Genomic DNA, 13,399 nt, shown 5'->3' with positions numbered 1-13,399 from the left:
TTTTACAGAAATGTTAAAGCAGTTTTTTTTAACTTTATCCCCAATAAATATTCAATGATGGCAAAGAGATCTGTTTTTTCAATACTGTTATTTTTTATGTTTTTCGGAATTTCGAAAGCCCAATTCACTGTTCACAAAATGGTTCACGTGGGATATGTTTATCAAAATCAAAGTTTTGCAGAGCTGGGCGGAAGATTGCTTTTTCTGAAAAATGACGATATGATTTACCGCTTAGGAGTTGCCGGAATGATTGGCAGCGTCAATGGCCAATTTGCTGTCGTGCCCAAAATTCAGGGTGATATCTTGCTCAATTTTGAAAGGAATGTAGATTTATACCATTCCATTTATTTTTTGGCAGGAGCCGAAGCAACTACGAAATATGTCGCACCAAAAGCAGGAGTCACTTTATTTGGGTTGATTGACTTCACCGGAGGGTACGCTTTCCCGATTGATCGGGCGGGGATTAATGGAAAAGAACTGAAAGGACTTAATTTTAATTTTACGATAAATCTCCCATTAGTCATGCTTCATGATTTATTAAAATGATTTTTTTGTATTTTTTTATTAATTAGTTAACAGAGTATTCACTTTTTTACTATTTTAGCCATTCACAATAAAGTACATTTTATAGATCATAAACCTCTATTAGTTTTTTAATATCTGAATTTTAAAAGCCCGATTATAATGGGCTGTAAATTCCTGAATAAATACAGAATAGAGTTATGGATAATCATACAGACAGTTGGCTGATCTCGAATTTCAAAAACGGCAACGAAAAAGCGCTCGCCGTACTTATTGAAAGACACCAAAAAGAAATTTTCACCTTCATTTTTTATAAAATAATGGACGAGACCCTGGCAAATGATGTTTTCCAGGATACGTTCATGAAAATTATTGTTAAGCTGAAAGAAGGCAAATATAACGAAGAAGGCAAATTTGTCTTATGGGCAAAACGAATCGCACACAATCTGGTTATCGATCATTTCCGGCTGAAAGCCAAGCATAACAAAGTCTCGGAAACAAGTTATGATAATGAAGAGTTTTCTATTTTTGATCTCATCGCCGGGAAGGAAGAAAACATTGAAGACCAATTGATCAGCAGGCAAATTCAGGAAGATTTGATGAGGATGCTTGATTATCTGCCGGAAAATCAGCAGGAAGTCGTACGGCTGCGGTTTTTCGACGGGCTGTCTTTTAAAGAGATTGCAGATCAGACTGGTGCCAGCATCAATACCACATTGGGTAGGGTTCGTTACGCCCTCATCAACTTGAGAAAAATTATGGATGAACATCAAATTGTCTTAACCAGATAATAATATTCAAATTTTTTCGTTTTTAAGTTAAACTTTTCGCGTATGAAAAAAATTGACACTTTAAACGAAAAACGATTGATACCCAAGAAACAGACCATTGATTTTTTGCTCCGCTATTCTCAGAGCATTCAGGTAATAAAATTGAAATCAAAAAACCTTATTGTTTCTAAAAACTGATCTTATTTTCTTAAATTTGTGCCGTATGAAAATTCAGCACATTTTTTTTGACCTTGACAATACCCTTTGGGATCACCGCGGAAACGCCTTTTTAACTTTAAAGGAAATTTTTAAAAGACAACAGGTCCGTGATAAATATAATTTAGAGTTCGATGATTTTCATCGGGAATATTTCACCATCAATGAGCGGCTTTGGGAACAGATCCGCGACGGAGAAATAGATAAAGATTATTTGAGAAAACACCGTTTCTATGATTCTTTCCTCTTTTTTGGGATTGATGATTTCGAGTTGGCTCAAACCTTTGAGAATAATTTCTTAGATGAAATCATTAATTATAATGATCTGGTCGAAGGAGCTTTCGAAATTTTGGAATACCTTTATGATAAAGGCTATAAACTGCATATTCTGTCCAATGGTTTTAAAGAAGTTACGCATAAGAAATGTGAACTTTCGGGAATTCAGAATTATTTTCAGACCATAACAAGTGCAGATGAAATCAACATCAGAAAACCTCAGCCTGAGATTTACGATTACGCTTTGAAAAAAGCCGGTGCTTCGGCTGAGGAATCCATCATGATTGGTGACGACTGGATTGCCGATGTAGAAGGCGGGAAATCGTTTGGCTTGGAGGTTATTTATTTCGACGTCTTCGATGATAAATTTGAAGCAGATGACGTGAAAGTTATCAGGAAATTAATGGAGTTAAAACAACTTTTATAAAAAGAAAAACCTTTCCAAAATCGGAAAGGTTTTTTTCTTAGTCTGAACTGAATTAAACGCCAACGCTTTTTCGGACCCGCGCTAATGTTTCCAGAGCAATTACTTTCGTTTTTGCTGCTCCTTCCTGTAATTTTTCCTCGAGCTCCGGCAAGTTGTTCATATAGTAAGTGAACAATTCTCTTTCCTTTGCAAATCGCGTTAAAATCAAATTCAGCAATTCTGTTTTGGCGTGGCCGTACCCGAAATTTCCGGCTAAATATTTTTGTCTTAAAGTTTCAGTTTCTTCAGGGGTTGCAATCAATTCGTACAAGGCAAAAACTTTGTCTGTTGCAGGATCTTTCGGATCTTCAAGAGATTTTGAATCGGTTTCAATTCCCATTACCTGTTTTTTCAACTCCTTTTCCGGCAGGAAAATATTAATAATATTCCCTCTCGATTTCGACATTTTCTGGCCGTCGGTTCCCGGAACGTATTTCGTATCTTCCTGTAATTTTGCCTGAGGTAAAACGAATACTTCGCCCATTTGATGGTTAAATCTCGCTCCCATATCTCGCGCCATTTCCAGGTGCTGCAGCTGATCTTTTCCGACCGGAACAATTTCGGCATCGTACAGCAGAATATCTGCGGCCATTAAAACAGGATAGGTAAATAACCCGGCATTCACATCATCCAGACGGTCGGCTTTGTCTTTAAAAGAATGCGCCAGCGTTAATCTCTGGTAAGGAAAAAAACAGGATAAATACCAGGTCAATTCACAGGTTTCCGGGATATCACTTTGTCTGTAAAAAAAAGTTTTTTCGGTATCTAAACCACAGGCAAGCCATGCTGCTGCGATTTCGTAGGTATTTTGTTTCAGTTCTGCTGCATTTTTGATCTGTGTTAAAGAGTGCAGATTGGCGATAAACAAAAAAGATTCGTTTTCCGGCTTTTTAGATAATTCGATGGCGGGAATAATCGCTCCTAAAAGATTTCCCAAATGCGGTGTTCCTGTTGCCTGTATTCCTGTAAGTATTCTGGACATGTATGTTGATCTAATTTAGGAGCAAAAATACAAAACAAAACCTCTTTTGGCAAACGTGGATTTTTGCAGTTTATTAGGCTTGTTTTGATCGGGTAAGTTATTCAATCATATGACTTCCCCCGGAAGGTAATAAAAATTCCCAATACCGTGAGTATCAGGAATGCTGTGACTGTATTTTAGTAGGTCTCATTTAATCATTTTAAAAATCCAACCCATTTGGCAGCGCTTTTTTTCTGAAAATCAATAATAATACAGCGCCTACTGTAATGGCAGAATCTGCAACATTAAAAATATATTTAAAGAATTCAATATGTTTCCCGCCAATCAAGGGAAAAGTTGGTGGAACATGCCAATCGACCAATGGGAAATGAAGCATATCAACGACACAGCCTTTCATAAAAGTAGAATAGCCCTGGCCGAAAGGAACGGTTTTCGAAATCCCGCCGTATTCAATCCATCGTCCGATACTTTCGTCATAAAGGGTTCCGCTGTCGAAGATCATTCCGTAGAACATCCCGTCGATTAAGTTACCAATTGCGCCGGCGAAAATCATCGCCATCGGAATTAATAAATAATTGCTCGCGCCTTCTTTCAGCCATTTGCTGAACAGGTAAACCATCCCGCCAATTAAAAATACGCGGACGATGACCAGAAAGTATTTTCCGATCAATCCGCCGAAATGAAAGCCATAAGCCATCCCCGGATTTTCTACAAAAGTCAGTTTAAAACCTGGAAATACAGGAACGCTTTCTCCAAGATTGAAATGCGTTTTAATATAAAATTTTGAAACCTGATCGATCAAAAGAATGATAAAAGTAATTAATGCTATTTTCTTCATTACAAGTCATTCTTTGGTTTACCTTTGAAAGTTCTGGCAGGTTTCGCGGATTTATCTGACGGTGTTTTTGGTTCAAATTTCGGAGCAGCGTTGTGATTTCTGGTGTGAAATTTTTCATATTTAATGCCCATATCTTTCATCACGCTTTTCAGTGCATTGAGTTCCATTTGATTTTTTGGGTGAACTATAAGTGATTCCATTTTTATTTTATTTTTTTTGAAAGTTCGTCGAGTCTTTTTCTGTCTTCCGATGACAGATCATTCAATCCGTTTTTTCCTATTTTGCTTAGGATTTTGTCAATTTCCTTTTCACGGTCTTTTTTATCAGCATTATACTGATCATCGATGGTGTAGTTTTTCTTCGGATTTGGGCTGATTTTTTCTTTAATCTCTTTTCGGAAGAAATAGATTAAAATCACGGCCACGGCAAGTAAGATGAGTAGGGTATTCATGAATGTAAAAGATAAATGCACAAAGTATTCTGTATAGGGAAATACAGCGTACTTTGTACATTATTCATGGTACACGGTCAAATTTATCGCTGCATATTTTTTGCCTCGATGCTCAAAGTAGCATGTGGAACTGCCATCAGCCTTTCTTTGGGAATTAATTTCCCGGTAACTCTACAAATTCCGTAGGTTTTGTTTTCAATACGAATCAACGCGTTTTTCAAATCACGCACGAATTTTTCCTGTCTTCCGGCCAGGATCGAGTTTTGCTCTTTGCTCAGCGTTTCAGCACCTTCTTCAAAAGCCTTGAAGGTTGGCGAGGTATCATCAGTTCCATTATTTTGGTCATTGATGAAACTTTCTCTGATCAGCATTAAATCTTTTTCTGCTTTATCTATTTTTGCCTGAATAATCACTTTGAATTCCTGTAAGTCAGCATCGCTGTACTTTTGTCTGTCTTCTGCCATAGTTGTATTTTTTTAAATAAACCCGTTTCAACGGGTCATCGTGTTTTGTTATTTTTTTTGAACATCTACCTTAAATTTGAGCTCATCAATCTCGATCTCCTCAAAATTTGAGAGTGAATTTACAATTTCTATTCTATCTGACAATACTTCTGCTGAAATATATGCCTCATTATTGATAATTTCTTTTTCGAAAGGATTATTTTCTTCCAGACGTATTGTAATTCTGTCCGTTAAGTCGAATTCTTTATCTTTTCTTAAATTCTGAACTCTGTTGATGAATTCGCGGGCGATTCCTTCAGCTTTTAATTCATCGGTCAAGGTCAAATCCAGTGCCACGGTTAGTTTTCCTTCACTTGTTACCGTCCAGCCCGGGATGTCTTTGGTGAAAATTTCCACGTCGTCTAATGAAATTTCATAACCGTGAATATCCATTTTTCCTTCTTTTTCCAAAGTTGAAATTTGGTCGGCTGTAAAACTGGTGATCTCTCCTGCAACGGTTTTCATGTCTTTTCCAAGCCTCGCACCTAAAGTCTTGAAGTTGGGTTTAATCTGTTTTACAATTAAATCTGCAGCTTCATCCGCATTAATTAATTGAAGTTCTTTCACGTTTACTTCCTGCTTTACCAAGTCGGAAACGGCTAAAATCTGCGCTTCTGTTTTTTGATCCAAAACCGGAATCATCACTTTCTGAAGCGGCTGTCTTACTTTGATGTTTTCTTTCTTTCTTAGTGAAAATACCATCGACGTAATTTGTTGCGCCAGGTGCGTTTTCTCTACCAGATCCTGATCGATTAAACCTTCATCCGCTTTCGGGAAATCGGTTAAGTGAATCGATTCTGCATTATTCTTTCCAGTGATTTTATTTAAATCCTGATACAATTGATCCATAAAAAACGGGGCAATCGGAGCTGCAATTTTAGCAACTGTTTCTAAACAAATATACAGCGTTTGATACGCGGAAATTTTATCTTCAGAATAATCGCCTTTCCAGAATCTTCTGCGGCAAAGTCTTACGTACCAGTTGCTTAAGTTGTCATTAACAAAATTATTAATGGCTCTTGCGACTTTCGTTGGTTCGTAATCTTCATAGAAAGCAGTGACTTCTTTGACTAATAAATTCAATTCAGATAAAATCCAGCGGTCGATTTCCGGGCGGTTTTCTACGTCTTTTTCAGCATAAGTAAATCCGTCAACATTCGCATAAAGAGCGAAGAATGAATACGTATTATATAAAGTTCCGAAGAATTTTCTTCTGACTTCATCAATTCCTTCTAAATCGAATTTAAGATTTTCCCAAGGATTTGCATTTGCAATCATATACCAACGCGTGGCATCGGGACCGTATTTTTGTAAAGTGGTGAATGGATCAACAGCATTGCCTAAACGTTTCGACATTTTCTGGCCGTTTTTGTCCAGAACCAAACCGTTTGACATTACGTTTTTGTACGCTACAGAATCAAAAACTGCTGTTGCAATCGCATGCAAAGTGTAAAACCAACCTCTGGTCTGGTCAACTCCTTCAGCGATAAAATCTGCCGGGAAAGCTTTTCTTTCGTCAATCATTTCCTTATTTTCAAAAGGATAATGCAGTTGCGCATAAGGCATTGAACCTGAATCAAACCAAACATCGATCAAATCAGATTCACGATTCATCGGTTTTCCTGAAGCTGAAACCAGAATGATTTCATCCACAATATTTTTATGCAAATCGATATTCGCATAATTTTCTTTAGACATATTGCCAACCTCAAAATTGGCAAACGGATTTTGGGTCATGAATCCGGCATCCATCGATTTCTTGATTTCTGCCATCAATTCTTCTACAGATCCGATGATGATTTCTTCCTTTAAATCTTCGGTTCTCCAGATTGGCAAAGGAATTCCCCAGTATCTTGAACGGGAAAGATTCCAATCGTTTACATTGACCAGCCAGTTTGCAAATCTACCTTCACCGGTTGATTTCGGTTTCCAGTTGATGGTTTCGTTCAATGCAACCAAACGGTCTTTCACCGCGGTCATTTTTACAAACCAGGAATCCAGAGGGTAATATAAAACCGGTTTGTCAGTTCTCCAGCAGTGTGGATAACTGTGAACGTATTTTTCTACTTTAAAGGCTTTGTTTTCGGTTTTTAAAAGAATCGCCAGCTCTACATCCCAGGATTTTTCGGGAGCAGTGCCGTCATCGTAATATTCATTTTTAATGAATTTTCCTGCAAATAGTTCCGGAGTATTTCCTCCTTTTACAAAACGGCCCTGTAAATCTACCAAAGGAACGAGATTTTCGTTTTCATCCTTGATCAACATTGGCGGAATTCCGTTTTCTTTGGCAACACGCGCATCATCTGCACCGAACGTGGGCGCGATATGTACGATTCCTGTACCATCTTCAGTGGTTACGAAATCGCCAATGATCACACGGAAAGCTTTGTCAGCATCTTCGGCAGGTAAAAACCATGGAATCAATTGTTCGTATTCTGTTCCGGCTAATTTTTTACCGGTAAATTCCTTCAAAACCTGATAAGGAATGGTTTTGTTTTCTGGACTGTAATTATTAAAATCTTCGTCGGTTCCTTCAAAATATTTTTTACCGAAATTCTTTTGTAACAGTACACTCGCTAAAACAACAGTAACGGGTTCAAAAGTATATTGGTTAAAGGTTTTCACCAAAACATATTCAATGTCTCTTCCTACTGCCAAAGCGGTGTTGGAGGGTAAAGTCCAGGGAGTGGTTGTCCAGGCAAGAATTGAAATATCTTCTTTAATATCTTCAAACAAAGAAGAATTCTTCACTTTGAACTGTGCCACAACAGTCGTGTCTGAAACATCGCGGTACGTTCCCGGCTGATTTAATTCGTGGGAAGACAAACCTGTTCCTGCTGCCGGAGAATACGGCTGGATGGTGTATCCTTTGTACATTAATTTTTTATCGTAAAGTTGCTTCAGAAGCCACCAAACGGTTTCCATGTATTTCGGTTCGTAGGTGATATAGGGATCATTTAAATCTACCCAATAACCGATTTTTTCTGTAAGGTCATTCCACACATCGGTGTAGCGCATTACTGCATTTCTACAGGCCTGGTTATAATCTTCAACAGAAATTTTCTTGCCGATATCTTCTTTCGTAATTCCCAGTTCTTTTTCTACGCCAAGTTCAATAGGTAAACCGTGCGTATCCCAACCCGCTTTCCGGAAAACCTGTTTCCCGTTTTGGGTTTGGTAGCGGCAGAAAATATCTTTCAGTGCTCTCGCCATCACGTGGTGAATTCCCGGCATTCCGTTAGCCGAAGGGGGACCTTCGTAAAATACATACTCTGGCTTGCCATCGCGGATTTCGACAGATTTTTTAAAAGTCTGGTTCTCTTGCCAAAATTGGGAAATATTCTCGGCAATGGTGGTTAAATCTAGATTTTTATATTCGGTAAACTTCTTCATTTTCAAACAGTTCAATAAGAATTATTCTAATTAATTAAGGTTGCGAATATAATGATTTTCTCGGAATTATGAGGTACAGAATGTGCTAAAGATTATGGAATGGGAATTTCTAAAACCACCATGGTTCCTGTGGGTTGATCATTTTTGTGCAAATCGTAGTATTTGATTTTATATGATTCAGGTCCGAAATAGTTTTTCAGCATTTCATCGGCTATTTTAGTTCCTAATGATTTACTCGAATTGTTACGGCGGCTTCGGTTTTTTGCCGCTTCTTTTCTGCCAACTCCGTTATCACTGATTCGGATTTCGAGATGTTGGTTTTTGCGCAAAACATCGATAGTGATTTTTTTATGGTCCAGCGTGGCAACACCATGTAAAATCGCGTTTTCAATGAACGTCTGCAAAACCATTGGCGGAAGTTTTATTTTTTCCGAATTTATTTGTTCATCAATGACGATATTGAAGTCAATTTTTTTGGTAAATCTTAAATTTTCAATATCTACATACACTTTAATCGTGTGCAACTCCTGATCTAAAGTAAACTCTTTCACGGTGGAAGAAACCAAAATCGTCCGGATGATTTGCGAAAACTTGGTGAGGTAATTCACTGCATTTTCGGTGTCATGCTCTAAAATGTAATATTTTATTGAATTAAGAGCATTGAAAATAAAGTGAGGGTTCATCTGATTTTGCAGAATAGAAAGTTTCAGGGCAGAAATTTCCTGCTGGTATTTGATGCGGTCATTTTCTGCTAAAAGTCTCTTCTGATGCTGCAGATTTATTTTATCCTTCAGCTCTTCATTTTTCTTCATTTCCGAAATCAGGTTTCTGTTATAAGCAACTTTCTCGTGATAGTTCATTCTTTGCCTGTGTCCCAAGGCAAATGAAAAAGCAATATTTTCAACAACCAACCCGGCAAAATAAATGAAGTCACCCATTCTTACCGTTAAATTTAAAAAAGGGAATTCCCGAACCGAACGTTCTCCCAAAATAGAGCAGATGAATAGCATAATTCCACCAAAAATAATATAATATTTAAGTTTATTTTTAACCTTGGTGAGAATATAAAAGGAAATTATTGTGTGAACGGCTATTAAATAAGGAAATATTCCTTTAAAAGAATCAAAATAAAAATCTGAAATGCCAAACTTCAGGATAAGAAAAGTAACCGTCGCGATCGTTATTAAAATAAAAACAGGATAAACAATGATGTTATGCCATTTTTTACTCCGCTTTTTCACCCTCAAAAACTGAACGAAAAACAAAAAATAAAGACAGTTGAAAATGATGGTGAAAAACTGTTTCGACCGGAAATCAAGATTGAAATATTTGGAAAGGTCAAACAGAAAGCCACCTTCGGCAACCGGAATATAAGCTAAAAATGAAAAAAAAGTGTAGAAACTGTAAAGAAGATAAGATTTATCCCGGTTTTGAAAAAAAAGCACCAAATGATAAATAGATAGTAAAAGCAATCCGCCGAGAACAGCATATAATATGCTGCCATAAGTATCTCGCTCAATAATAGTGTTGAATACTTGTGACATATTTGTTTACCAAGGTTGCTGCAAAAGTATGTATTTTAAATTTCTGGTTATCAATTGGATTAAGAATTTTTAAGTTTTTTTTACGTCATTTTTTGACTGCGGATTAAATCTTTCAAGAATGAAATAAGACAGAAAGCCGAGAATCACAGCACAGCCTACCGATAAAATAAAGCTCCCTATAATATATTGTGTTAAATTATTTTTGATGAATTCAAAATCGAAACTTTGATTTTCTAAACTCGTGGTATTGCTCACAAAAGGACCGCCCGCCATCATTGATAAAAATATGATTAACGGAATCAAAGGAGGAAAGGTAACCTGTGCGGACATAAAAGTCAAAAGCTTGTTCAGTTTAAAATACACAGATAAAGTAACTGCCAGAAAAGAATGCAGACCCCAAAATGGCGAAAGCCCAATAAAAACGCCCAAGGCAATCGATTTTGCTTTGGTTTCATTGCTGCCGGTGCTTTCTAAAACATTCTCCTTTAAGAATCTTTTGAGTCCTTTTTTGCGGAAATAGCGGTAGAAAACCTTTTGACTTTGAATGGTATTGTGAATGAATTTTTTCAAAATCGGTTTCTGTTTACCGCAAATGTAAGGGTTTTGTTTCTTTTTTATTTCTAAAGTAAAAGCGGTGAAATAAAAGTGAAAAACGCAGTATTAAAAAAAAACTTCTACTTTTGCAAAAATTTCGAGGATGTCAAAAAATTTAGTGATTGTAGAATCACCGGCAAAAGCCAAAACGATTCAAAAATATTTAGGGAAAGATTTCGAGGTGAAATCAAGTTTCGGTCATATCCGGGATTTGCCTAAAAAAGGAATGGGAATCGACCTGGAAACTTTTACACCCGATTATGAAGTTTCTGCAGATAAAAAGAAACTGGTAACCGAACTGAAAGCCGCAGTGAAAAAAGCAGACATTGTTTGGTTGGCTTCCGATGAAGACCGCGAAGGAGAAGCTATCGCCTGGCATCTGGCGCAGGAATTAAAATTGAAGGACGATAATACCAGAAGAATTGTCTTTCATGAGATTACAAAAAATGCCATTTTAAAAGCGATTGAAAACCCCAGAGCGATCGATCAGAATTTGGTCAATGCACAGCAGGCCAGAAGAATTCTCGACAGAATTGTAGGTTTTGAAATGTCGCCGGTTCTTTGGAAAAAAGTAAAAACCGGACTTTCTGCAGGACGTGTTCAATCCGTCGCCGTGCGTTTGGTGGTAGAAAGAGAATTGGAGATCAGAGGTTTCCAGCCGAAATCTACTTTTAAACTCGAAGGTATTTTTCTTAATAACGCTAAACAGGAAATCACCGCAAAACTCAAGAAAGATTTTGTACAGGAAAAAGAAGCAGAAGATTTTTTAAATCAATGTCAAAATACGGATTTCAAAGTTTTAAATGTTGAGACAAAACCGGGAACCCGTACCGCCTCGGCACCATTTACAACGTCAACTTTACAGCAGGAAGCAAGTAATAGACTGGGTTACGGTGTAACTGCCACGATGAGAGTTGCTCAAAGATTGTACGAAGAAGGATATATTACTTATATGAGAACCGATTCCGTGAATCTTTCTCAGGAAGCGATTAACGGAGCAAAAGCGCAGATTCTTTCAGAGTATGGCGAAGAATATTCTAATCCAAGAAATTACACCACCAAATCAGCCACGGCGCAGGAAGCTCACGAAGCAATCCGTCCGACCGATTTTTCAGTGAAAACGATTGGTGATGTGCAATTGAATAAATTATACCAGTTAATCTATAAAAGAACTTTAGCATCTCAAATGGCGAATGCCAAAATCGAGAAAACAGTTATTGAAATCGGGAATTCAAAACTTCCACAGCATTTTGAAGCGCAGGGAGAAGTGATTATCTTCGATGGTTTCCTTAAAGCTTATGGCATTGTAAAAGCCGAGGATGACGATGAGGAAAACAACGAAAAATTATTGCCGAAAGTTTCTGTTGGTGAAGCTTTAGAGTATAAAAAAATAGAAGCGACCGAGAAATTCTCCCGTCCTTCAGCAAGATATACCGAGGCCGGTTTGGTTAAGAAATTAGAAGAACTCGGTATTGGAAGACCGTCAACGTATGCGCCGACCATTCAGACGATTCAGAATCGCGAATACGTGGATAAGAGAGAAATTATTCCACAGGAGCGCGAAATCATGAAGATGACTTTGGGGAAAACCAATCTTAAAAAAGAAGTGTTGACCGAAAAGTTTGGTGGAGATAAAAATAAATTTGTCCCAACCGATATTGGTGAAGTTGTGAATGAATTCCTGACCCAGAATTTTGCAGAAATCCTTGATTATGGATTTACGGCAAAAGTAGAGCAGGATTTTGACCTTATCGCAAATGGCGAAGAAAAGTGGAAAGATGTTTTACAGGGTTTTTACAAAGACTTTCATCCGAGAATTGCTGATGTAGAAGAAAATGCGGATCGTGCAAACGGTGAAAGAATTTTAGGAGTAGATCCAAAATCAGGGAAAAACGTGTTGACAAGAATCGGCAGATTTGGACCCATGGTGCAGATTGGCGAACAGGATGATGAGGAAAAACCAATTTTCGCAAGTTTGATGGCGACCCAGAATATCGCAACCATTACTTTAGAAGAAGCTTTGGAATTATTCAAAATCCCTTTTGACCTAAATGATTTCGAAGGTCAAACGGTAACGATTGGCGTCGGAAGATTTGGACCTTACGTGAAATGGGGCGATGCTTTCATCAGTATTCCTAAAGGCGAAGACGCGCTTTCTGTCACTCAGGAAAGAGCAGAGGAAATCATCAATGAAAAGAAACTCGCCGATGCACCAATTGCGACTTATAAAGGAGAACCGGTCACCAAAGGGACAGGCAGGTTCGGGCCTTTTATTAAATTTCAATCAATGTTCATCAATGTTCCCAAGCGCTATGATTTTGAAAATCTTTCGCAAAGTGATATTAATGAATTGATTGAAGCCAAGTTGGAAAAAGAAGCGAACCGCTATATTCAGCAGTGGGAAGCAGAAAAAATTTCTATAGAAAATGCGAGATGGGGTCCTATTGTAAAACTTGGAAAAAACATTTTTAAAATTCCTAAAAATAAAAAAGACGAAAAATTTACTGCCGAAGAACTGGCCGAAGTTTCTTTGGAAGAAGTGAAAAGCTGGATTACCGCTCAGGATAAAAATGCTTTTAAAGAGAAACCTAAAAAAGCGGCTGCGAAGAAACCTGCTGCTAAAAAAACTCCTGTAAAAAAAGCAGCACCGAAAAAGAAATAAACCGCACTTTTTTTAAAATTAGAATCTTCAAATGCTTGTCATTTGAAGATTTTTTTTGTTTTAAAAAAAAATTTTGAGCGTTCCCCTTATTTTTTGGGACTTAAAAATGAATTTCAATTCCAAAATTAGCGTCAAAATTCCCTATTTTGATGATAATTAATTTAAACACAGGTCTTTAAATG

The 13,399-nt window shown here is 37.4% G+C and carries 12 protein-coding genes; 4 read left to right on the top strand and 8 right to left on the bottom strand.

Annotation, left to right across the window (positions count from 1 at the left end; all coding sequences use genetic code 11):
- Positions 1-54 precede the first annotated feature (54 nt).
- From NBC122_RS03515 to NBC122_RS03505, 3 genes are all read left to right on the top strand, one after another.
- Positions 55-546: a hypothetical protein gene (locus NBC122_RS03515; RefSeq protein ID WP_185145775.1), complete on the top strand. Its 492-nt coding sequence runs from the start codon at positions 55-57 to the stop codon at positions 544-546.
- 176 nt (positions 547-722) lie between these two features.
- Positions 723-1,313: an RNA polymerase sigma factor gene (locus NBC122_RS03510; protein ID WP_133439047.1), complete on the top strand. Its 591-nt coding sequence runs from the start codon at positions 723-725 to the stop codon at positions 1,311-1,313.
- A gap of 202 nt (positions 1,314-1,515) precedes the next feature.
- A complete protein-coding gene (locus NBC122_RS03505) occupies positions 1,516-2,211 on the top strand; it encodes a YjjG family noncanonical pyrimidine nucleotidase (protein ID WP_133439045.1) in 696 nt (231 codons plus the stop codon).
- Between the two features lie 52 nt (positions 2,212-2,263).
- Here NBC122_RS03505 and trpS read toward each other — a convergent pair whose 3' ends face one another.
- From trpS to NBC122_RS03465, 8 genes are all read right to left on the bottom strand, one after another.
- On the bottom strand, positions 2,264-3,232 hold the full coding sequence (gene trpS, locus NBC122_RS03500) for a tryptophan--tRNA ligase (RefSeq protein ID WP_133439044.1): 969 nt from the start codon (positions 3,230-3,232) through the stop codon (positions 2,264-2,266).
- 199 nt (positions 3,233-3,431) lie between these two features.
- The gene (locus tag NBC122_RS03495) at positions 3,432-4,070 is read right to left on the bottom strand and encodes a lipoprotein signal peptidase (RefSeq protein ID WP_133439043.1); all 639 of its coding nucleotides are present in this window, start codon (positions 4,068-4,070) and stop codon (positions 3,432-3,434) included.
- Positions 4,070-4,270, bottom strand: a complete 201-nt coding sequence (locus tag NBC122_RS03490) for a DUF2683 family protein (protein ID WP_133439041.1) — start codon at positions 4,268-4,270, stop codon at positions 4,070-4,072. Before NBC122_RS03490 ends, NBC122_RS03495 begins: the two co-directional genes overlap by 1 nt.
- A gap of 2 nt (positions 4,271-4,272) precedes the next feature.
- Positions 4,273-4,521 carry a DUF6576 domain-containing protein gene (locus NBC122_RS03485; RefSeq protein WP_133439040.1) on the bottom strand — a complete coding sequence of 83 codons (249 nt, stop codon included), beginning with the start codon at positions 4,519-4,521 and terminating at the stop codon, positions 4,273-4,275.
- Positions 4,522-4,604: 83 nt separating this feature from the next.
- On the bottom strand, positions 4,605-4,985 hold the full coding sequence (locus tag NBC122_RS03480) for a TraR/DksA family transcriptional regulator (RefSeq protein WP_133439039.1): 381 nt from the start codon (positions 4,983-4,985) through the stop codon (positions 4,605-4,607).
- Between the two features lie 48 nt (positions 4,986-5,033).
- The gene (gene ileS / locus NBC122_RS03475; protein WP_133439037.1) at positions 5,034-8,417 is read right to left on the bottom strand and encodes an isoleucine--tRNA ligase; all 3,384 of its coding nucleotides are present in this window, start codon (positions 8,415-8,417) and stop codon (positions 5,034-5,036) included.
- A gap of 92 nt (positions 8,418-8,509) precedes the next feature.
- Entirely contained in the window at positions 8,510-9,961 is a 1,452-nt protein-coding gene (locus tag NBC122_RS03470) for a sensor histidine kinase (protein WP_133439036.1), read from the bottom strand.
- Positions 9,962-10,030: 69 nt separating this feature from the next.
- Positions 10,031-10,531, bottom strand: coding sequence for a DUF2062 domain-containing protein (locus NBC122_RS03465; RefSeq protein WP_165983188.1), 501 nt, complete (start codon positions 10,529-10,531; stop codon positions 10,031-10,033).
- Between the two features lie 127 nt (positions 10,532-10,658).
- On the opposite strand from NBC122_RS03465, the gene topA reads away from it, so the two are divergent.
- On the top strand, positions 10,659-13,217 hold the full coding sequence (topA, locus tag NBC122_RS03460; RefSeq protein ID WP_133439033.1) for a type I DNA topoisomerase: 2,559 nt from the start codon (positions 10,659-10,661) through the stop codon (positions 13,215-13,217).
- The last annotated feature ends 182 nt before the right edge of the window (positions 13,218-13,399 follow it).

Source organism: Chryseobacterium salivictor (assembly GCF_004359195.1).
Classification (GTDB): Bacteria; Bacteroidota; Bacteroidia; order Flavobacteriales; family Weeksellaceae; genus Kaistella; species Kaistella salivictor.
The sequence above is the reverse complement of the archived record's forward strand: the minus strand, read 5'-3'. Positions and strand labels throughout refer to the sequence as shown.